At 59.2% G+C, this 20,597-nt stretch carries 17 protein-coding genes, 1 tRNA gene and 2 pseudogenes; 6 read left to right on the top strand and 14 right to left on the bottom strand.

Going from position 1 to position 20,597, the window contains the following annotated elements; translation table 11 throughout:
* Positions 1-4: 4 nt before the first annotated feature.
* Together M0412_RS13400 and M0412_RS13395 are read left to right on the top strand one after the other, a co-directional pair.
* Positions 5-1,129 (top strand): ABC transporter substrate-binding protein, encoded by a 1,125-nt coding sequence (locus tag M0412_RS13400; RefSeq protein WP_205125321.1) that lies wholly within the window; start codon positions 5-7, stop codon positions 1,127-1,129.
* Between the two features lie 18 nt (positions 1,130-1,147).
* Positions 1,148-2,269 (top strand): siderophore-interacting protein, encoded by a 1,122-nt coding sequence (locus M0412_RS13395; protein ID WP_269698936.1) that lies wholly within the window; start codon positions 1,148-1,150, stop codon positions 2,267-2,269.
* Between the two features lie 78 nt (positions 2,270-2,347).
* On the opposite strand, the pseudogene M0412_RS13390 reads toward M0412_RS13395, so the two are convergent.
* The 8 genes and pseudogenes from M0412_RS13390 to M0412_RS13355 form a co-directional block, all read right to left on the bottom strand.
* A pseudogene (locus M0412_RS13390) lies at positions 2,348-3,107 on the bottom strand (IS5 family transposase).
* A 47-nt stretch (positions 3,108-3,154) separates the two neighbouring features.
* Complete coding sequence (locus M0412_RS13385; protein WP_371338321.1) at positions 3,155-3,358, bottom strand: DUF6538 domain-containing protein; 204 nt, start codon at positions 3,356-3,358, stop codon at positions 3,155-3,157.
* A gap of 124 nt (positions 3,359-3,482) precedes the next feature.
* Positions 3,483-3,572 (bottom strand) — tRNA-Ser (locus tag M0412_RS13380).
* A 196-nt stretch (positions 3,573-3,768) separates the two neighbouring features.
* Positions 3,769-4,650: a dihydrodipicolinate synthase family protein gene (locus M0412_RS13375; RefSeq protein WP_142841638.1), complete on the bottom strand. Its 882-nt coding sequence runs from the start codon at positions 4,648-4,650 to the stop codon at positions 3,769-3,771.
* Complete coding sequence (locus tag M0412_RS13370; protein WP_142841639.1) at positions 4,647-6,290, bottom strand: ABC transporter ATP-binding protein; 1,644 nt, start codon at positions 6,288-6,290, stop codon at positions 4,647-4,649. Before M0412_RS13370 ends, M0412_RS13375 begins: the two co-directional genes overlap by 4 nt.
* Entirely contained in the window at positions 6,283-7,206 is a 924-nt protein-coding gene (locus M0412_RS13365; protein ID WP_142841640.1) for an ABC transporter permease, read from the bottom strand. Before M0412_RS13365 ends, M0412_RS13370 begins: the two co-directional genes overlap by 8 nt.
* A 15-nt stretch (positions 7,207-7,221) precedes the next feature.
* Positions 7,222-8,136 (bottom strand): annotated as a pseudogene (locus tag M0412_RS13360) (ABC transporter permease).
* 74 nt (positions 8,137-8,210) lie between these two features.
* The gene (locus M0412_RS13355; protein ID WP_269698935.1) at positions 8,211-9,719 is read right to left on the bottom strand and encodes an ABC transporter substrate-binding protein; all 1,509 of its coding nucleotides are present in this window, start codon (positions 9,717-9,719) and stop codon (positions 8,211-8,213) included.
* A 322-nt stretch (positions 9,720-10,041) separates the two neighbouring features.
* Between M0412_RS13355 and M0412_RS13350 the strand changes: the two genes are divergently transcribed.
* The 3 genes from M0412_RS13350 to M0412_RS13340 are packed head-to-tail and all read left to right on the top strand — an operon-like array spanning position 10,042 to position 13,315.
* Complete coding sequence (locus tag M0412_RS13350; RefSeq protein ID WP_269698934.1) at positions 10,042-11,238, top strand: exo-alpha-sialidase; 1,197 nt, start codon at positions 10,042-10,044, stop codon at positions 11,236-11,238.
* The gene (gene pdxA, locus M0412_RS13345; protein ID WP_269698933.1) at positions 11,235-12,191 is read left to right on the top strand and encodes a 4-hydroxythreonine-4-phosphate dehydrogenase PdxA; all 957 of its coding nucleotides are present in this window, start codon (positions 11,235-11,237) and stop codon (positions 12,189-12,191) included. Before M0412_RS13350 ends, pdxA begins: the two co-directional genes overlap by 4 nt.
* Positions 12,192-12,196: 5 nt before the next feature.
* Positions 12,197-13,315 carry an iron-containing alcohol dehydrogenase gene (locus M0412_RS13340; protein WP_269698932.1) on the top strand — a complete coding sequence of 373 codons (1,119 nt, stop codon included), beginning with the start codon at positions 12,197-12,199 and terminating at the stop codon, positions 13,313-13,315.
* A 34-nt stretch (positions 13,316-13,349) separates the two neighbouring features.
* Here M0412_RS13340 and M0412_RS13335 read toward each other — a convergent pair whose 3' ends face one another.
* The 4 genes from M0412_RS13335 to M0412_RS13320 form a co-directional block, all read right to left on the bottom strand.
* Positions 13,350-14,057, bottom strand: a complete 708-nt coding sequence (locus tag M0412_RS13335) for a FadR/GntR family transcriptional regulator (RefSeq protein WP_046798992.1) — start codon at positions 14,055-14,057, stop codon at positions 13,350-13,352.
* A gap of 4 nt (positions 14,058-14,061) precedes the next feature.
* Positions 14,062-15,102, bottom strand: coding sequence for a four-carbon acid sugar kinase family protein (locus M0412_RS13330; RefSeq protein WP_269698931.1), 1,041 nt, complete (start codon positions 15,100-15,102; stop codon positions 14,062-14,064).
* A gap of 226 nt (positions 15,103-15,328) precedes the next feature.
* Positions 15,329-17,572 (bottom strand): polysaccharide deacetylase family protein, encoded by a 2,244-nt coding sequence (locus tag M0412_RS13325; protein WP_269698930.1) that lies wholly within the window; start codon positions 17,570-17,572, stop codon positions 15,329-15,331.
* 170 nt (positions 17,573-17,742) lie between these two features.
* Positions 17,743-18,132, bottom strand: coding sequence for an acyl-CoA thioesterase (locus M0412_RS13320; RefSeq protein WP_269698929.1), 390 nt, complete (start codon positions 18,130-18,132; stop codon positions 17,743-17,745).
* 173 nt (positions 18,133-18,305) lie between these two features.
* Here M0412_RS13320 and M0412_RS13315 point away from each other — a divergent pair, with 173 nt between their 5' ends.
* Complete coding sequence (locus M0412_RS13315) at positions 18,306-18,500, top strand: hypothetical protein (protein WP_269698928.1); 195 nt, start codon at positions 18,306-18,308, stop codon at positions 18,498-18,500.
* Between the two features lie 39 nt (positions 18,501-18,539).
* Here M0412_RS13315 and M0412_RS13310 read toward each other — a convergent pair whose 3' ends face one another.
* Together M0412_RS13310 and M0412_RS13305 are read right to left on the bottom strand one after the other, a co-directional pair.
* A complete protein-coding gene (locus M0412_RS13310; RefSeq protein WP_269698927.1) occupies positions 18,540-20,348 on the bottom strand; it encodes an ABC transporter ATP-binding protein/permease in 1,809 nt (602 codons plus the stop codon).
* Complete coding sequence (locus M0412_RS13305; protein WP_161991350.1) at positions 20,333-20,569, bottom strand: hypothetical protein; 237 nt, start codon at positions 20,567-20,569, stop codon at positions 20,333-20,335. Before M0412_RS13305 ends, M0412_RS13310 begins: the two co-directional genes overlap by 16 nt.
* Positions 20,570-20,597: the final 28 nt, after the last annotated feature.

Below are 20,597 nucleotides of genomic sequence, written 5' to 3'. Positions count from 1 at the left end.
CGCCGTGATCATAACGAGACGAGGCTTTTGCATCTCCTTTGCGGCAGCTGGCATCCTTTCCGGCATTCAGCCCGCTGGAGCCGAGCAACCGGTTACCGTGAGGGATATGGCGGGGCGCGAGGTGCACCTCCCTGCCCTTCCGAAAAGGATCGTTTTGCTGGAGGCGCATGACCTGCTGACGATGTCGCTCCTGCATCGCGATCCTGCGTCGCTGGTCGTGGGCTGGGCCGCCGTCGATCGGCTCGACAGCGGTGAATTGCAGACGATCCTGCTGAACGGCCATTCCGTCAGCACGGTCGGGACGCTGAGCCCGGACACGCTTTCCCTTGAAGGGCTGATCGCCCTGTCTCCCGACCTGATCGTGACCACGGCCTTCATGACGCCGCAGGGTGATGAGAATTCCCTGCTGCAGAGGCTGAAGGAGATCGGCATTCCCGTGGTCTTCAGCGACGCCTTTTCAAACGCGGCGGATGAGGCGAGGGCAAGCGGCCCGGTTGATGCGATGAAAGCATCTATGCGCATGTGGGGAACACTTCTGGGTGCTTCAGGCAAAGCAGAGGCCTATATCACCTTTGTCGAGCGGGAACTGGCGGGCATTGCAACGTGCGTTTCAGGTGCGAAGCCCGTCACGACCTATCTGGAGGTCCAGTCGACGCTCGACGACTGCTGCTGGGCGGCGGGCAGAAAGAACTGGGGCGAATTGCTGGCGCTGGCCGGTGGTCAGCCGCTTCCGGGCGTGGTCGCGCCGTGGTTTGAGAAGCTGTCGCTCGAATATCTTCTTGCCACACCGCATGAGGTCTACATCGCCTCCGGCGGTGGCTGGGCCTCGGGTGGCCGTCCGTCCATCGGCCCTGGAATCGACGCCGAACAGGGTCGACAGGGATTGCAGCACCTGATCGAGGGCCGCCCGAGTTTCGAACATCTGCCGAGCGTTCGTTCAAAGCGTGTTTACGGGATATGGACCGGGTTGATTACCAACTTGCCCCTCAACGTGCTGTTTATCGCCCAGGCAACCAGATGGCTGCATCCGGATCGATGTGCCGATATCGATCCAACCGCCATTCTCGACACCATCAATCGCGACTTCGCAGCATTTCCCATAAAGGGACCGCTGTGGGCGGCGATCTGAGACACGGAGCCACGCCCGATGCCATCGACCAGCAACAACCGATACCGCGCACATGCCGCTGTCCAGTTTGAAAAGATTAACGACTATATCGAACCGATTGTTGAATCGATTGCAACGCACGACATGACCGTCAAGAGGGCAGGTGGCATTCATCATATCCATTCGCCATTCGGCGACGCCACATTCGAGGCGACCGGAAACGGTTTCCGGTTGACGGCGGAAGCTTCCGATCCCGGCGGTCTGAACCGGCTGAAACATGCTCTGGTCGGGCCGATCGGTTTCATCGCCGCCCGTGAAAATCTCGATATTCAATGGGAAGGCGACCATGCGGACCCTGCCTTACCCGACGATCTGCGCATTTTGCGGGTGCAGACCATTGAGGACCTGTCGCCCCGCTTTCGCAGGATCGTCTTCAAGGGAGAGAACCTCGAACGTTACGACCGTAAAGACCAGCTCCACTGTCGTCTCATTTTCCAGCCGCGCGATATCGCCGCGCCACGCTGGCCGCTACTTGACCATCGCGGGCATGTCGTCTGGCCGGACAATAATGCTGTTCCGACGCGCGTCTATACGATCCGCTTCATCGACACGGCAAGACAAACAATCACAATCGATTTCGCGCTCCATGCTCATCCCGGTCCCGCGACCGTGTGGGCGATGAACGCACAGGCAGGCGATGTCGTCGGTATTCTGGGGCCTGCGGCGAACGGCCCAGGGCTGGCGGACTTCTACGTTCTCGCCGGCGACGAAACCGCATTGCCCGGCATTGCCAGAATTCTCGAACATCTGCCGGCGACGGCAACCGGCCATACCTTCATCGAAGTCGATACGCCCGCCGACGAATTGCCGCTCTGCTCTTCCAGCGATGTCTCAATCCGGTGGTTGTATCGCAACGGCAATGCTGCAGGCACAACGACGCTGCTTCAGGACGCAATTGGCTCCATTCGATGGCCGACATGCCGAGAGAGCATCTTCTTCTGGGGTGGATGCGAACACAAAGCCTTCAGTGCCATTCATCGTCACCTGAAGAAGGAAGTGGGGCTTCCGCGTCACCGCTTCGTGCTCTATTCGCACTGGCACAGGTGTCTCAGCGAGGAAGATATCATCGCTGCAGGTGCAGATGCTTATCTACCTCAGTGACAGCGAGTGATGGCTGACGGAATAGTGAATAGCCCCGAGTTTCGTAGACACCCTTGGGTTAGGGTCAGGACTCATTGTTCATAGCCAGAAGATAACGGTTGCAGCGAGAGCGATGGCGGAGAGAAAGGCCATTGGGCACCTGTCGTAGCGCATAGCGACACGCCGCCAGTCTTTGAGACGCCCGAACATGATCTCGATCCGGTTACGCCGTTGTAGCGGCGTTTGTCGTATTTGATGGTCTTGGTGCGGGATTTGCGACCCGGAATGCAGGGAGTGATACCCTTTGCCTATAAAGCGTCACGATACCAGTCGGCATCATAGCCACGGTCGGCCAGTAGCCATTTTGCCTTGGGAAGCTCATCAAGCAAGGCGGCAGCACCGGTGTAATCGCTGACCTGACCAGCCGTTATGAAGAAATTGATCGGGCGACCACTCGCATCCGTTACGGCATGAAGCTTGGTGTTCATGCCACCTTTCGTGCGCCCAATCAGGCGGCCCGCGCCCCCTTTTTTACCCGCAGGCTGGAAGCAGTGCGGTGGGCCTTCAGATAGGTCGCGTCGATCATGATCGTCTTGCGCTCTGCGGCTTCAGGCACAGCCAGGCCTTCCATCATCTGGATAAAGATGCCCTTGTCGCCCCAGCGTTTCCAGCGGTTGTAAAGCGTTTTTGCCGGGCCATATTCCTTCGGCACATCACGCCAACGCAGCCCATTGCGGTTGACGAAGATAATGCCGCTCAGAACGCGTCGGTCGTTAACGCGCTGGCGGCCATGGCTTTTGGGGAAATAAGGCTGAAGACGAGCCATTTGCTCGTCCGTCAGCCAAAATAGATTACTCATTGGCCAGGCTCCTGCACAAACGCATGAATCATAACCGTCAATTCAAATCAATGGGTCCTGAGCCTAAGAACTGCCATCCGACGACGATGAGCAGCGAACCTTTCATCAACCTCGGCAGCAGCCTTCCGAACAGCGATGAGGGCTTCATAGACGTTCTTCGTCCTAAGCGAGAATGTCTCTTCCGCCTTTGGATAGGTTTTTTTGATGTCTGAGGGGATGGCAGTGCGGTGCCAATAAGTGTTACCGCGCATCATCAAACGGGGGTGCCTGGGCATGTCTTTCATTGCTCCACTGTAACAGTTGAGTGGAACGACGAGAAGATCAAGGCATTGAAAATGCTAACTTAGTAGGAAACGCAGGCGCTTCGGTTCAGAATGGCGGAGAGGGTGGGATTCGAACCCACGATACCCTTGCAGGTATGCCGCATTTCGAGTGCGGTGCATTCGACCACTCTGCCACCTCTCCGCATGCGCGAACGCTTGCGTTGCGCGCTCCTATTAAACATCAATGGCCGGGCTGACAAGCGGAATTTCGTGTTTGTGTCACAAATTATTCGTCATAGAGAAGACTGGAGAAATGCTTCGGCTTTCGGCGGTTTTCACAGCATTTTAAGACGACACGCATCGACCTCCAGCCGTGCGCGTCACACTCGGCAATGGTGTTAGAGCAATTGATAGCGCTGCAGGATTTTCACAATCTGGTCGTCCTGTTGCTGGTCCGGCAGCAGGGCCGGCTGACGGCTGGCGCCGACGGACGGGTCCTGCAGGTAGAGTGAGCGCTTGACCATGGCGGGTGCAAAACCCAGCGCATAGAGATCGGTGCGGAAGGCTGTGTAGATCGCCTGCTGGCGTTCGGCCTCTATGATATTGCCGGCGTTGAATCCGTTGAGAATGCCGGCAAGCACATCCGGCATTGCGTTGCCAAGGCCGGAAATACAGCCTGCGGCACCGTTCTGTAACGACCACAAGACGAGGTGATCAGGGCCGGAATAGACCTCGAAACCGGGCATCTCCTTCGCCACCTGGAGATAGGCTTCGAGCGTCTGCTGCGCGCCACCGGAATCCTTGATGCCGGCGATATTGCCGTGGGTTGCAAGTTTACGCGCGGTTTCCGGCTCTATGTGGTTCTGGGTGCGGGCGGGGATATCGTAGAGATAGGTCGGGGTCTCAACGGCATCGGCCACCGTCGAAAAATGGCGGATCAGGCCATCCTGCGTGCAGGCGATGAAGAAGGGCGTGATAACGGCGATACCGTCGACGCCGATACGGTCGAAGGCTTTGGCAAGCTGTATGGTCTCGAATGTGGCGGGCATGCCGGCATTGACGATGACTTTGGCGCGGCCGGCCACTTCGTCCACCACTTCTTCGGTCAGCCGGATTTTTTCTTCATGGGTCAGCGCGGTAAAATCGCCGTTGGTGCCGGCGCACATGATGTTGTTGCCGGCCGCCACCTGGCGGCGCACCTGCGCGCGCGTGGCTTCGTAATTGATGGTTTCGTCTTCGTTGAAACAGGTGACGAGCGCGACGAAGGCTTGTTTGGTCATGAAAGAACTCCACTTGAATTTCCGATGGCAGGGCCGGCATCCGTCGGACTACGCGCAGAATGCATATCGGGGTCGGGATCGAGGCTCGCCGAAAGCAGCGCGCGGGTATAGGCCTCACGTGGCGCTTCAAAGACCTGCCGGACGGAACCGAATTCCACCACCTCGCCGCGCTGCATGACCATGACGTGATCGGCGAAATCCCGAACCACCGGCAGGTCATGGGCGATGAAGATGAAGGAGAGGCCCATTTCGCGGCGCAGTTTATCGAGCAGCGCGATAACCTGCGCCTGCACTGACACATCGAGCGCCGAGACTGCCTCGTCACAGATGATGAGCTTCGGCTCCAGCGCCAAGGCGCGGGCAATGGCGATCCTTTGCCGCTGGCCGCCGGAGAACTGGTGCGGATAACGGCGCATATGTTCCGGCGACAGGCCGACCTGATGCAGCAGTTCCGCGGCGCGTTCGCGCCATCTTGCCCTGGGCAATATGTCCGGATGGATGACCCAGGCTTCGGAGATGAGCTGAAATACCGTCATGCGTGGGTTGAGCGATTGGGTGGGATCCTGAAACACCATCTGCAGATCGCGCCTGAGCGCGAAGAGCTCCGCCGGCGAAAGCTGGAAGAGATCCTGCCCCTTCCACAGGGCGCTGCCGGCATCCGGCTCGTCAAGCCGCAACAGAATGCGCGCCAGCGTTGACTTGCCGGAGCCGCTTTCCCCAACGACGGCGATGGTCTCCCCGGCCATCAGGTCGAAGGAAACACCCTTCAAGGCCTCGAAGGCGCCGTAGCGCTTGCGCACATCGCGCACGCTGAGCAAAGGTTCACCCCCTGCTTTCGGTTCGTGCATTTCACCCCGGCCGGGGGCGGCGCTGATGAGCTTGCGGGTATAGGGGTGCTGAGGGTTGCGATAAACCTCGCGAACGGTGCCGGCCTCCACCAGCACGCCCTTTTCCATCACCACCACCCGGTCGGCTATCTCGGCGACGACGCCGAGATCATGGGTGATGATGAGTATGGCCATGCCGGTTTCCCGCTGCAGCTCCTTGAGCAGGGAAAGCACCTCGGCCTGCACCGTCACGTCAAGCGCCGTGGTCGGTTCGTCAGCGATCAGCAGGTCGGGCCGCAGCGCCAGCGCCATTGCAATCATGACGCGCTGGCGTTGTCCGCCGGAAAATTCATGCGGATATTTCCTCAAGGCGCCATCCGGATCAGGAATGCCGACACGGGCGACAAGCCGCCTTGCCTCCGCCTCAGCTTCCGCCTTGCCCATGCCATGGGTGGTCATCGCCTCGCGGATCTGCCAGCCGACGGTATAGACGGGATTTAGATGGCTGAGCGGATCCTGAAAGATCATGGCGATGCGCCGGCCGTTGACCTCGCGACGCGCTTCTGCCGGCATGGTCAGAAGGTCTTTGCCATCAAGCAATATCCGGCCGCTGCTGATATATCCGGGCGGCATGTCGATGAGGTTCATGATGGCCGAGGACGATACCGACTTGCCGGAACCGCTTTCGCCGAGGATAGCCAGCGTTTCGCCACGGTCGATATGGTAGGAGACATCCTTCACCGCATGGACGACACCGCTTGCGGTGTGGAACTCCACGGAAAGGTTGCGCACGTCGAGAAGATGGTCAGCCATGCTTGCGGCCCTTCATTTCCAGCCGCCAGCGCTGCACGGGGTCAAGCGCGATGCGCAGCCAGTTGGACAGCAGGTTGAGCGACAGGGTGGTGAGAATGATGGCAAGCCCGGGCCAGAAGGACAGCCACCAGGCATTGGTGAGATATTGCCGCCCCTGCGAAATCATCAGACCCCAGGTGATTTCCGGCGGTTGAATGCCGATGCCAAGGAAGGACAGCGCGCTTTCCGCGAGCATCACATAAGCGAAATCGAGCGTCGCAAGCGTCGTCAACGTCGGCAGCACCACGGGCAGGATGTGGCGAAACAGGATGCGTTTGCCGGATGCGCCCATCACGCGCGCCGCCTGCACGAACATGCGCTCGCGCACCTCCAGCACCTCCGCCCTTGTGGTGCGGATGTAAACGGGAATGCGGGTGATGGCCAGAACCAGCATCAGGTTGAGGATGGAGGAACCGAGCAGATAAAGGACGATGACCGCGATCAGCAGCGACGGAAACGACATGATCACATCGGCAAGCCGCATGATGATCTGGCCGACGCGGTTGGAGGAAAACCCGGCGATAAGGCCGAGTACCGTGCCGGTGACTGCGGAGAGAAGCACGGCGCCGGCTGCAATCATCAGCGTGTTTTGCGTGGCGGCAACGATGCGCGCCAGAAGTGACCGGCCGAGCGCATCCGCTCCCAGCCAGAAGTACCATTCACGCTGCCAGTCGAATGGCGCGAGATTGCGTCCGCGCAGGTTCTGTTTCGTCGCGAGATCGCCAAGCCAGGCCGGGCCGACAAAGGCGAGTATGACGATGACGACGAGAAAGATCGCGGCACAGAGCGCGAATTTATCCGCCCACAACATGCGCAGCATGCGCGTTACGAAGGATGGCTCATCGATGATCTCGGTATCGGCGTTCAAAAGGCTCATGGCTAAATGTTCCCCTCAGTGCCGGATACGCGGATCGAGCAGCGCATAGGCGATATCGATCAGCAGGTTCATCAGGAAGATCGCCAGCGCGGTGACGAGAATGGCGGCCAGAACGACATTAAAATCCCGCTGCAGAATGGAATCGATCATCAGCTTGCCGACGCCCGGAAACCCGAAGATGGTTTCAACGATGACGGCGCCGTTAAGAAGGCTTGCGGCCTGATCACCGATGACGGTGATGACCGGCAGCATGGCGTTGCGCAGGGCATGGATGAAGATGATCGGCCCGGATTTCACGCCCTTGGCGCGCGCCGTTTTGACGTAAGCGGAAGACAAAGCGCCAATCATCGAGCCGCGTACCACCTGCACGATAATACCGAAGGGGCGCACGAACAGCACCGAGATCGGCAATATCCAGTGCAGCACCGAGCCCGTGCCTGATGTGGGCAGCCAGGCGAGATTGACCGAAAAGACGACGATCGCGACGATGGCCAGTCAGAAATCCGGAACCGAAGCGCCGATCAACGAAATGGTCGAGGCCATGCGGTCGAAAAAGCCGCCGGAGCGGAAAGCCGCAAGCGAGCCGACGACGATGGCCGCGGTGGTGACCAGCGACATGGTAATGACTGCAAGCCAGAGCGTCCAGACGAAGGCCTCCAGCACCACATCCAGCGCCGGACGGGCTTTTCTGAGTGATTCACCCAGATCTCCCGTCATCACATCGCCCGCATAACGCAGGAACTGAACCATCAGCGGATCATTCAGCCCGTGCAGCGCACGAAACTGCTGCTTCAATTCCTCCGAAGCCTCCACCGGCAGAAACAGCGCGGCCGGGTCTCCTGTCAGGCGGGAGAGGAAGAAAACCATTACGATGAGGCCGACCAGGGAGATCAGGCTCGCAATGGATCGTTTTCGGATGAAGCTCAGCATGGTTGCCTCCGGGTTTCAACGCGGCGGCAAGGCTTTCACCCTGCCGCCGCTCATTGGCTCATAAGATGCGGGCTTTACTTGATGCCGATTTCCGAAAGCTGCAGCATCGAGTTGGTGGCGATGGTGGGCTTGAAGTCCAGCCGTTCGGAAACGCGGGAGAAACCGACCATGTGAAACAGCAGCACATCCGCCACGACATCATCATGCAGGTAGGCGATGAGTTCTGACCAGAGCTTGGCGCGCTCGTCACCGACGGCTGCGGAAGCGCGTTCGATCAGGTCATCCACCTTGGGGTCCGAGAAGCCGGACTGCGTGCCCTTGGTGGCATATTTGAAGAACATGGTGAAGGACGGATCGCCCTTGGAATTGTCGTGCATGGCAGCGACGATCTGGGGTCCACGACCTTCCTTGAAGGGCTTGGAATAATAGCTCTCGTGTTCGGCCACTTCCACGAATTTCAGGTCGATCTTGAAGCCGACGTCCTGCAATTGCTGCTGGATCGCCTCCATGATTTCGGTGACATTCGGAAAATTCGCCGTGCGCGCGATGATGGTGATCGGCGTATCCACCTTCACGCCGGCAGCCTTGGCTTCCTCGAGCAGCTTCTTTGCGCCATCAGGATCGTAAGGGAAGACCTTGACGTCGGGGTTCCAGCCAAGCGTGGTCGGCGGAACAAGCGCGGTCGCCAGCACCGCTCCTTCGGGAACCAGCGTGCCGAGGAAGGCCTGCCGGTCGATGGCGAGGTTGAGCGCGCGGCGCACCCGCACATCGCTCAGCGGCGCGATGTTGTGGTCGAGGCGCATATAGACCGTTTCGCTATCGAGATAGGAAAAATCGGTCTTCGGATTGGTCGCATCGAGCTGGGAAATGGAGGGCGAAAGATCAGCCTCTCCGGTCTGCACCATGGCGGCTCGAACCGAGGGATCGGCACGGAAAAGATAGGTCGCTTCCGTCACCTGCGGCTTCTTGCCCCAATAATCGTCACGGGCAGACAGAACGATCTGCTGGCCCGGTGTCCAGTTGGTCAGCTTGTAAGGTCCGGTGCCAACAGGCTCGCGGATGAATTCCATCTTGGTTTCTTCGGGAACGATGGTGACCAGCGACATCAGCAACGGCAGAATGGGCTGGGCCGGGTCGGTCTTGAAGTCGATCGTGTGGTCGTCAACAACCGAAGGTGTCACCGTCATACCACCAAAATAACGGCGGGATTCACAGGCGTTCTTGTCGCTCATGATGCGTTCGAAGCTGTGCTTCACGTCCTTGGCGTCGAAGGTGGTGCCATCGGAAAACTTCACGCCTTCACGCAGATGGAAGCGCCAGCTGCCATCGGCATTCTGCTCCCATTTCTCGGCAAGCCGCGGCTGAACGCCGTTCTTGCCGCGCACATCAAGCTCGGTCAGCGTTTCGCTGACATTTTCCATGATGATGCGGCCGATATTGGAGCGGGTCGCCATGCAGGGCTCCAGCAGATCAGCCTCTTCCGCCAGCACGATCTTGATCGGCCCCGGGGCCGCAAGCGCCGGCGAAACCGCAGCGCTGAGGGAACCCAAGACAAGGGCGCCCGCAATCAATGACTTCTTCATTCCGTTCTCCTCCCAGATCAGAAATTCAGCAACATGGCGGCGTGCCGCAAGGGGTTCTAAAGAAAGCCCCGCCTCCTGCATCGAGGAGCATGGCGTGCGGATGATTGTCTCCTCCACCCGTAAACAGAGCATCGGCGTTATCACGTTTTTTGTCAATTTATTTTTCTTAAGCATTTTTTGCCAGCGCCAAAATAGCAATTTTTATTGTTTTAAAACAGATAATTAAATCGAAAAATCGAAAAATCAAATGTTCGATTTGCATCGAAATAAACTTGACAACTTTTCGAATATGTCATTTTCATCAGGCCAAGAGGAGACCACGATGACCCCTGATGACATCGCTCACGCCATGACCGGAGCCATCCGCACCACGTCAGAAAATCGGCAGGAAGCGCTGCTGCCGTCGCCGATGATCCAGAACCATGCAAGCTTTCTGCACCTGGCTGATGACGGCGCCTTGCTGTGCGCATGGTTCGGCGGCACGCTGGAAGGAAAATCGGACATTTCGATCTTCGCTTCCGTGTTGATGCCCGGCGCGACAAGCTGGGGCGCACCACAGCGCCTGAGCTACGACCCTGCCCATTCCGAACAGAACCCGGTTCTTTTCACCGCGCCGGATGGTGCCCTGTGGCTGTTTCACACCGCCCAGCCTTCCGGCAACCAGGACGAATGCCGCATTCGCATGGCGCGAGTTGCCCGTGATACGACGGCACCGGAAAAGCTCGTCTCCGAAGAGGGTCGTTTTCTCGATCTTCCGAAGGGCTGCTTCATCCGCGCACCGCTGCGCATTCGTGATGACGGCGCATGGCTGCTGCCAATCTTCCGCTGCATCCAGCGCCCCGGCCAGAAATGGAACGGCAGCCACGACACCGCAGCACTTGGCATATCCAAGGACAATGGCCTGACATGGCAATTGCAGGAGCTGGAGGATTCGACCGGCTGCGTGCATATGAGTCCGGTTTCCGGCGGTGATGCACGCTACTCCGCCTTCTTCCGCCGTCGTCAGGCCGATTTCGTTTATCGCACGGAAAGCGCTGATGGCGGCCGCTCATGGTCAAAGCCGCAGCCAACCGACGTGCCGAACAACAATTCCTCCATTGCCGCAATCAGGCTCGGTGACGGCCGGCTTGCGATGATCTGCAACCCCGTCAGCGCCGCTCAATCGAACGACCGGCGCACCTCGCTTTATGACGAGCTCGGAGAGGATGACAGCAGGCCGGATGCCGATCCGACAGGCGGATGTGTGCCTGTCTGGGGCGTGCCGCGCGCGCCGGTTTCCATCTGCATCTCCGATGACGACGGGCTCAGCTTCCCCACCCGTATTCTGATCGAGGACGGTCCCGGCACCTGCCTGTCGAACGATTCGACTGATGGTCGCAATCTGGAAATGTCCTATCCATGGCTTCTGGAAGCACCGGACGGTACGCTGCACGCCAGCTACACCTATCATCGCCGCGCAATCAAATATGTCCGGCTGGCGCCCGGCTGGGCTGACCCCAAGGACGAGGGAAAAAGATGAGCAACATCATTGGCATCACCATGGGCGACCCCTGCGGCGTCGGTCCGGAAATCACCGTCAGGGCGCTTGCCGAAATGTCCGCCCCGGACCAGGCCGCCACGCGGATTTACGGCAATCTGGCGACGCTTCAGGCAGCACGGGATGCGCTCGGCGTCGATATCGATCTGACGCAGCATGTGGTCGACCTGCCCATCGAGGGCGCGCCGCTGCCGTGGGGTACGCTGTCGCCGGTGGCTGGTGACGCCGCTTTTCGTTTCATCGAAAAGGCCGTGCGTGATGCCGAAGCCGGCGAAATCGGCTGTATCGTCACCGCGCCAATCAACAAGGAGGCCCTGAACCTTGCCGGCCACCATTATGACGGCCACACCGGCATGTTACGAAGCCTCACCGGCTCTTCGGCCGCTTATATGCTGCTCGCCTCCGAGCGGCTGAAGGTCATTCACGTTTCAACCCATGTTTCCCTGCAGGACGCCATTGCCCGGGCAACGACGGAACGGGTGCTGGCAACCATCCGCGCCGGCAATGCACACCTGAAACGCATCGGTTACGAGCGGCCGCGCATCGCGGTCGCTGGCATCAATCCGCATTGCGGTGAGAACGGCCTGTTCGGCACCGAAGATGACGATCAGATCGCGCCCGCAGTCGCCGCTGCCCGCGCCGAAGGCATCGAGGTGCATGGACCGATTTCCGCCGATACCGTTTTCCACCGGGCCTATTCCGGCGCTTTTGATCTCGTTGTCGCGCAATATCACGATCAGGGCCATATCCCGATCAAGCTTGTCGCCTTCGATACCGCCGTCAATGTTTCGGTCGATCTGCCGATAGACCGTACCTCCGTCGATCACGGCACGGCCTTCGACATTGCCGGCAAGGGCATCGCCAATCACGGCAACATGAAAGAGGCCATCGCCTATGCCCGCAAACTCGTGGCGGGCAAGAGCGCGAAAGGATAAGCACCATGTCCACAGCTCCCATTCTCATCCATCAGCCGCGCAGGCTTGCCGTTGGCGCCGGCACCATCGCGCAGGTTGGCGCCTTCGCCGGCAAAACCGCCTCGACCTTAGTGATCGCCACGCCGCTGACAGCGAAATTCGTCGACTGTTTGCAATTGCAGGGTCCATTCACGGTGTTTGATGCCATTCCCGGCGAGCCGGACACGGCTACGCTCGATGCAGCACTCGACGCGGCACGTAATGCCAAACCCGATCTCGTCATCGGCCTCGGCGGCGGTTCGGTAATGGATGTGGCAAAGCTGGTTGCCGCATTGTGGAACTCAGACCAAACGCTTGAGGATGTGGCCGGACCGAACAGGGTCGCCGGGCGCGACACCAGGCTGGTGCAGATCGCCACCACCGCCGGCACCGGTTCGGAAGCCGGCATCCGCTCGCTGATCACCGATCCCGTCAAGGGCAACAAGATCGCAGTCGAAAGCCCCCACCTCATCGCCGATTTCGCCGTGCTCGATCCGGAACTCACCTATTCCGTGCCGCCAGCCGTGACGGCGGCAACGGGCGTGGATGCCATGGCCCATTGCGTCGAAGCCTTCACCAACCGCAAGGCTCACCCGATGATCGACGGTTTTGCCCGCATGGGTTTTGCGCTGGTCGGCAAATATCTGGCACGCGCCGTCCGCGATGGCACGGATACTGAAGCGCGGGAAGGCATGATGCTCGCCTCCTATTATGGAGGCATCTGCCTCGGCCCGGTGAATACGGCCGCCGGCCACGCCATCGCCTATCCGCTCGGCACGCTCCTCAACCTGCCGCACGGACTGGCGAATGCCGTTGTTTTTCCGCATGTCCTGGCCTTCAACCAGCCTGCGGTTTCAGCAAAAACGGCGGAGGTGGCAGGTGCGCTCGGCCTTCACGAGCATCTTTCACCGGATGACCTGCGCAAGGCGGCGACGGATTTCTGCGCTGGGCTCGGCATCGAAATGTCACTGGCAAGGCACGGGGCAACCGAGACCGATCTTCCCCGTTATGCCGAGGACGCACACGCCATCCGCCGGCTGATGGACAATAATCCGGTCGATATGAGCCTTGAAGACGTGCTCGGCATTTACCGACGCGCCTTCTGAAAGAAGGGGCGGCACGCCTTCGGGCGCACCGGCCTCAATCCGAATGCGAAGATTCGAACAGGCGGTCGCGCGATCCCGTCAGATGCTGGAGCATCAACTGACGCGCCGCCTCGGCATCCCCATCGGCGATCGCCTTCGCAATGGCCTCATGTTCGGCAAAAACACGCGTCAGGCCGGAGGCCTCGCGCTTTACCGACATGCCGTGGAACTTCATGCCCATCGCGATATGATCTTTCAGAGCCTCCATCGCAGTGGAGAAATAACTGTTCCTTGCCGCCCGCGCGATGGCGAGGTGGAACTGGTAGTCGGCATCCTCACGGTGGGACTGGCGATTGGTGGCGTCCCGCATCAATTCGAGCGCCTTCTTGATCGCCGCAAGCCTCTCGCCATCATGCCGCAATGCCGCCGCAGCGGCCGCGGCCGGCTCCAGCGTCAGCCGGAATTCGTAACAATTCAGAAGGTCGGCGACATTTTCCAGCTGCCCGAAGCCGAGCGGCTCGCGCAGGCCAAAAGCCCGCACATAGCTGCCGGAACCTCTTCGGGAATAGATGAAGCCCTGCTCGCGCAGCCGCCGCAAAGCCTCGCGCACCACTGGTCTCGAGACCTCGAATTCCATCGCGAGTTCATGTTCGGTCGGCAGCCGTTCGTCCGGCTTGTAAGCACCGGATTTGATCGCCCGGTGCATTCTCTCGAAAATAATGTCCGGAAGTGCCTTACGCGCCGTTTCTTTCATCAGCCCCATCTGGTCAGCTTTCTCCGGTGTCGTTTACGCCAAGCATCATTTTCGCAATGTGTTTCAACGTGTCAGCTTGCCCAAAACCGCCAGACTTCGCAATGATGCATTGGTCGCCCGCCCAGCCGACGCCCAGACCCGGCAGGCATTCGCCGGCAAGACGCAGGCGAAAAATGCCCATGGCGCGCAGCACGGCTTCGGCCGTCGCCCCACCCGACAGAAGCAGCCTGCCGGCACCTGCCGTGAAGCGCGGTACGACGCCTTCCGCCAGCCGATCGGAAACGATAAGCGGTGAAAGATCTTCTGCCCCTTGCGTTGCACGAACAAGTGTCAGGCCGGAACCATTATGTGTAGGGGAAAGTACGACACCGTTGGGCGCATCGATAACCGACACAAGCCCGGCCCGCTCAAGCGCTTCCATTTGCTCTACCGTAATCGGATCACGCGAACCCACGACGAAAAGTCCCTTGCCAGCCGGAATAATCGCCGTTTCGGCAACCATCCGACCCGTCATAGCCTCGGCAAGAGCCTCGGCAAGCCCGCGTGCGCCGACCAGAAGATCGACGCCTTTAGCCTGTGCGGCGGCGAGAGCTTCCCGGATGTCACCCTGCGATCGGGTATCGGGTATCGTGCAGCGACCAGCGTGTCTGCCGAGCTTCTCATGAACTGGAATGGCGACGTCAACGCCAAAGCCGGATACGGCCCCGCCTATAACGATACGTCCGAAATCGGGGATGGCGGGCGCAACAAGTGCGTGCCGATAGGACATCGCATCCATTTCAGCCGCAATGTGCCCCTTCAGCCGGGAGTCGACCTTCTTGAACAGGATCGTATCCGCTGGAACCAGCGCCAATAGTGACCGCGTGCGTTGACTGGCTTCTTCCGCATCACCGTCTCGACAACCCAGGTTAACGCTGAGGACGGCAGGCGCATCCGCGAGGGCTGCGGGCACACCGTCAAGCCCGATCGCAACCTCGGTCGCCAGCCCGCGCCCGGCAAAGGGTGCGGCGGCGTCGAGCGCGCCTGTCAGATCATCGGCGAAAATCAGCAGCACGGGCGAAGCCTTCAAAAAAAGTTGTAATGTTTTACATCAATAAATTTATTTATAATCAATAGATAAACAGATGTGAATAACAAAAATTATTATGAAGGCTTTCGAATTGGCCGGGTGGCGATGAAGCGAACCGCTAAGCCATCGCTAGATTCAGAAAAGGATAAACGCGGCCAACCCGCATGCGGCTCCGCAGGCAAGGCGAAAGACGGCAAACAGGATATCGCCGCTAGATAAACCGGAAAGGTAGCCCTGAGATAAGCGCTTTGACAAAACGCTTCTTTTGAAAGCGCCCGTTCAGCGAAACACGCGGCAACTGCGTTGGCTTTTCGAGGCTATGAGGGCCAAGAACACCGGCCTGTGTGGTGACCGCCACGGAAAATCCCGCCTCGAACACCGCCTTTGCCTCGCGCTCTGCCACTGCTTTTGTCCAGCCATAGGGATAAGAAAAGGATTGTGGCCGACGGCCGACATAGGCCTCCACCCGGCGGGTCGATTCCTCGATCTCGTGCGCCAGACGCGCCGCATCGATCTTGCGCATGTTCACATGCGTCATGGTGTGTGCGCCGAAATGCACCAGAGGATCGTTCGACAACGCCCTGAGTTCATCCGCATCCATGACAAGCTCGTCCACGATCGCGATGGGATCGATGGCGTGCTGTCTCGCGGCGCGGTCGATCCTTTCCACTGCCTCATCCTCTGAAAAGTTCTGCACGAAATTCTCAAGGCGCGTGAATGCTTCCGCCTTCTGCTGAGGCGTGGCGGATGCCACATGTTCCGGCCCGGAGCCGAAATCGAAGTCAAACGATGCGGCTTTTTGCGTCAGCGCAGCCGCGGTTTCCCACCACAGGCTGCGTGTCCGCTCAACAAAACCCGGTGTGATGAAAATCGTGTAGGGAACGGCATATTTGCGGAAGACCGGCGCGGCATGAACGGCATTATTGCGATAACCGTCATCAAGCGTGAAGGCGCAAAACGACCGGCCTTCGTTATTGTCGGCAAGCAATGCCGGTAAATCATGCAGGTGGACGGGAACAAGTCCACATTCAAGTGCTGCCTGTATCGCCTCTTCCAGAAACTGCGGCGTGACGGACAATTGCACATTCGGCGCAAAAGGCGAGATGGCCTGCCCCGGGCGCACATGATGAAGCGTAAAAATCACGCCACGCCCGGCAAGCGACGGAAATGCAGCGCGGACCACGGGGAGAGAACTCACCTCCAGCCCGGCCCTTATGGCTCCGTATTTCAACAGGCGCTTTGCCGCCTGTCCGGAAACCGTTGCGGATTGTTTTGACTTGAGGCCGGGCAGAACCCGTTTTTTGGCGACTCTCCAGGCGGTGAGCGGCAGATCGATAAGACCCGGCAAGGGATCATTCAGCGCAAAAGCGGCCCAGCTGCGGATTTCGCCCAGAGATGCGACGTAGTCGCCGATATTTGCCTTGCCGCGCCGGCTTAATGTAAAGGCGGCAACCGTATCACGGACAAGATAGGACCACGACACGCCTTGTCGCGCAGCCTGGGACGGGCCGGTGGGCACGTCATTGGCAACCTGCCATAATAACGCGCCAAGATCGACGCCAGCCGCCGAACTGAGGCCGAACCAAGACCATGGGCGCGGATTGACATCGAGAAGCTTCAGCGAACCATCCCTGCCGTCGAGTTTGAATTCCACCTCGACCAGACCGCTGTGACCGGCCGATTTTAATGTCGTCCGCGCGGCCTCGATCGCCTGCTGGTTGTCCACAACCTCGACGCAGGTGCTGGTATATCCGAAATCGACGGGATATTGACGCGTGCGCCGGGCGGTGAACTCGGCAACCGGCTCTCCGTCGCGCCATAGCGCCGCATAGGAAAACTGGCTTTCTCCCCCACCGGGAATGAGTTCCTGCACCACGACATTGCCCGCGCCGATCTCCGCGCTCGCATCCGCAAAAGCGGTTTTCAACGCCTGCCGGTCATCGGCGCGGATCACCTTCGCGCGGGAAATCACGGTATCCCCACCCCCCATATTCGGCTTGAGGATAACGGGAAACGTCACGTCCAGCGCATCGATGTCATCGGCCGATGTCAGCGCATAGGTCCGGGGGAACGAGACGCCAAGCTCCGCCGCGCGTTTATAGAGCAGCGGCTTCTCACACAACCATTGCAGGGATGGCCAATCCGGCAGGATGATCTTGTAAAGGGCGGAGAGTTCGTCGCGATGTTGCGAAACGAGCTGTACCTCGCCATCCCCGGATGGCACGAGCAGACAGCCCTTCAGATGATGTTTTTCGGCCATTTCCCGCAAAAAGGGCAGCGCCCCGGCATCGTGCGGGCCGGCCCAGCGGATCGTCTCCCGCACGAAGCGCGACCAGCCCGGCAGAGGTGAATCATGGGTGAGATAATAGACAGGCACATTCAGGGCGCCGAGGCTGCGGGCAAGGGCAAGCGTGCCGTGAGCACCGCCGACAATAACAACACCTGGAATGGTCAAAGCCTGATCCCCGTCCTATTCCGTACCTTGATCGCAAAAATTGATAAATAAATTGGATATTTCTAAAGTATTGAGCGGCGACGATCGAATTGCCGGAGCCGAAGCGCTTCTTACTCTCCTGAGCTTCTTTCAGCGCTTCGGAATTTGCTTCGAACTGAACGGGAACCGCATCACACCTCTTTGCGGACGGGGCGCGGCTCACCCTTGTCGTCCACCGCGACCATGATGAAGACGGCTTCCGTGACCTTTTCGCGTGAATCCTCATAATGCCTGCGGGTCCAGGCCTCGATCTTGAGCGTGACGGAGGTGCGCCCGACCTTCTCTATCCGGGTATAGACGCACAATGTATCGCCGATCTTGACCGGCTTCTTGAAGACGATTTCGTTGACAGCCACTGTCACGGTGCGGCCGCCGGCCACATCATTGGCGCGGACGAAAGCGGCAAGGTCCATCTGCGACATCACCCAGCCGCCGAAAATATCGCCGGCCGGGTTGGCGTCGGCGGGCATGGCAAGCGTTCTGAGGGTAAGTTCCATGTCGGCGGGCGGTTGCTGGTCCATATGTCAAATTCCTTTCACAAACCTCCCGCTGCCGGATTTAGACAACCGCGCCTCATCAGCCAATAGCCGATTTATCGCGGCAGCCCTTCCAAAACAGCAAGGAATCACAAAGCCATCGTAAGCTTCGGTTAACCATGATGGGGCACGATTCCAAAAAACGCGAGGGCGTGCGAATGGCCTATGACTGGAGTGGGAACAACACGATACAGCAACGTTACGACCGCATCATTGTGGTGGTCGCAAGCGTTATTGCCGTTAGTCTGGCGACCGGAACCATTGCGCTGCGCTCGCAGGCGGGACCGGAGATCACCATAAATCTCGCCAAACAGCAGCGGCTCGACCTGGAAAAGTGGCATTTGCGGCTTTGATCCACCGCAACCGACCCAAATGATGACATAGCGAAACGGCTATTGCGAATTGCCATCACGCTTGGCGATATTTTCCTTCGGTACGGCGTGATCGAGATGCGCCACAGCCGGAGAAAGAACCGACAGAAACGTCTCTGAGCGACCAATATAGATGATCGCCGCGCCATCGATGCCGTTCAGAACTTCAGCCAGCGTATCCTGCGTCTGTTTCTCCAGCCCTTCCAGCAAATCGTCGATGACGACAAATTTCGGCTTCAGCAACAGGGCATTGGCGACACGGATGCTGGCCTGCTCATCCGGATCCAGTTTCTTGTCCCAGCGGATGTTTTCATCGAGACGGGGCGCCATATCGCCAAGCCCGCACGCGGTGAGCGCCGCGACATAATCCTCCTCGGCAAACCGCTGCGGCGCGCGCGGATAGGCGAGAATTTCGCGCAGCGAACCCGTCGGCAAATAGCCATGCTGGGCAATGAACAGCGTGTCGGATTGCTCGGGCATTTCTATTCTGCCCTGCCCCCAGGGCCACAGTCCCGCCATGGCGGCAAATAACAGCCGCCGGTTCACGCCCTGCTCGCCATTGATCATCAGCCGCTCGCCCGGCCCGATCTCCACATTCGCCTCACGCAGCCGGAAACCGCGCTCCACATCCTGCCCGCCTGCATCGCGGCAAATCGTGACCGACTGAAGGCGGATCTTCTCATTCTGTGCGCTCCGCTGCAGATCTATCGCCAGCCCGTGCTGTTCGACACTATCCATCTGGATCAAGGCGTTGCGAAACACCGAAACGCGCTGCAACGTCGCCTTCCAACTGGCGATCGGTCCGAAATTGTCGATGTACCAGCGAAGCGCGGTATTGACCTGATTGAAGGCGCCGACAGCCATCATCAGCCCGCCAAAGGTGAGATTGCCGGAAAAATAGACCGGCGCCGCGATCAGGATTGGCGCAACGACCGCCAGCCAACCATAACCCGACGAAACCCAGGTCAGATGCGTCAGCGCCATGGCTAGCCCCCGGATCACACCGAGCACGGCATCGATATCGACACCGATCCGCCGCCGCTCGTTTTTCTCACCGCGCGCCAAAGCGATCGCGGCCAGATTTTCGCTGGCGCGCATCAGGGAAAAGCGCAGTTCCGCCTCTTTCGAATAACGTTCAGCGTTCAGCCCAACCAGACGATAACCGACAAGGTTGCTCAGCAAAGATGCGGAACCGGCATAAAGGATCGCCGCCCAAACCATATAGCCGGGAATGGGGACAAGATCGCCATTGATGGTGATGGAAAAGCCCGCTGACAGGCCCCAGAGAACACCGATGAAGCTGATAAGCAGGATTGTTGCGTTCACGAGGCCGATGGACAACGCGGTGCTGCTTTCGGCAAGGTTGCGGACATCATCGTGCAAACGCTGGTCGGGGTTGATGGCGATCGTGCCGAAACCGACAAGACGGGCGGCGCGGCCCGGTTTCAGCCATTGGTCCACCATATCCTTGGCAAGACCCTCGCGCATGTTCAGCGCCGTCATCTGGTTGAGCCAGGTCTGGATGACGTTGAGCAGCAGCAGCAGCCCGGCAATGATCGCGAAGACCTCGAGCTGGTGAATGAAGGCATCAAGATCGCGCCGCTCCAGCGCATTGTAGAAAGGCGCGTTCCACTCGTTGAGGCGGATCTGGCCATAGGCCGTCAGCAATATTACCGTCAATAGGGCAAACGACAGCAATATCAGCCGGTTGCGCACCGGTGAGGTCCAGAAGGCATTGCCCATCATGCGCAATTGCGCAGGAAAATCGAGATCGAAGCCCGAAGGGTTAGCCGCGCTCTTGCGCTGATCGTCGGTCACCGTTGTTGCCATTCATTCCATTCCGAAACGTCTGTCGGCAAAGAAAGCGGGTCGCGATTCTGCGCCTTGCGATGCCAAGCAATAACACGCCGTTCGACCTTGTCCACAATCCCGGCGAAATCCCGGCGGCGGCGATTGAAAAGCGCGGATAAATCTTCGCGCGGGCAAACCTTTCGGCCCGTAGCAACAATGCGGATGTCCCCGGAAATGATCCTTGCTTTCTTTTCCTGCATTGCACAAAATCCGAATAATTTCAGAGGG

This window comes from Agrobacterium sp. O3.4, from assembly GCF_041414895.1.
GTDB classification, from domain to species: Bacteria; Pseudomonadota; Alphaproteobacteria; order Rhizobiales; family Rhizobiaceae; genus Agrobacterium; species Agrobacterium cucumeris.
This window is presented reverse-complemented; position numbering and strand designations above follow the sequence as displayed.

Excerpts from the sequence above, each read along its gene's own strand:
- M0412_RS13385 (WP_371338321.1), bottom strand. The coding sequence starts at position 3,358 with ATGCGCGGTAACACTTATTGGCACCGCACTGCCATCCCCTCAGACATC.
- M0412_RS13395 (WP_269698936.1), top strand. The coding sequence starts at position 1,148 with ATGCCATCGACCAGCAACAACCGATACCGCGCACATGCCGCTGTCCAG.
- M0412_RS13370 (WP_142841639.1), bottom strand. The coding sequence starts at position 6,290 with ATGGCTGACCATCTTCTCGACGTGCGCAACCTTTCCGTGGAGTTCCAC.
- M0412_RS13315 (WP_269698928.1), top strand. The coding sequence starts at position 18,306 with ATGGCCTATGACTGGAGTGGGAACAACACGATACAGCAACGTTACGAC.
- M0412_RS13355 (WP_269698935.1), bottom strand. The coding sequence starts at position 9,719 with ATGAAGAAGTCATTGATTGCGGGCGCCCTTGTCTTGGGTTCCCTCAGC.
- M0412_RS13365 (WP_142841640.1), bottom strand. The coding sequence starts at position 7,206 with ATGAGCCTTTTGAACGCCGATACCGAGATCATCGATGAGCCATCCTTC.
- M0412_RS13310 (WP_269698927.1), bottom strand. The coding sequence starts at position 20,348 with ATGGCAACAACGGTGACCGACGATCAGCGCAAGAGCGCGGCTAACCCT.
- M0412_RS13335 (WP_046798992.1), bottom strand. The coding sequence starts at position 14,057 with ATGGGGCTGATGAAAGAAACGGCGCGTAAGGCACTTCCGGACATTATT.
- M0412_RS13375 (WP_142841638.1), bottom strand. The coding sequence starts at position 4,650 with ATGACCAAACAAGCCTTCGTCGCGCTCGTCACCTGTTTCAACGAAGAC.
- M0412_RS13350 (WP_269698934.1), top strand. The coding sequence starts at position 10,042 with ATGACCCCTGATGACATCGCTCACGCCATGACCGGAGCCATCCGCACC.
- M0412_RS13305 (WP_161991350.1), bottom strand. The coding sequence starts at position 20,569 with ATGCAGGAAAAGAAAGCAAGGATCATTTCCGGGGACATCCGCATTGTT.
- M0412_RS13320 (WP_269698929.1), bottom strand. The coding sequence starts at position 18,132 with ATGGACCAGCAACCGCCCGCCGACATGGAACTTACCCTCAGAACGCTT.
- pdxA (WP_269698933.1), top strand. The coding sequence starts at position 11,235 with ATGAGCAACATCATTGGCATCACCATGGGCGACCCCTGCGGCGTCGGT.
- M0412_RS13340 (WP_269698932.1), top strand. The coding sequence starts at position 12,197 with ATGTCCACAGCTCCCATTCTCATCCATCAGCCGCGCAGGCTTGCCGTT.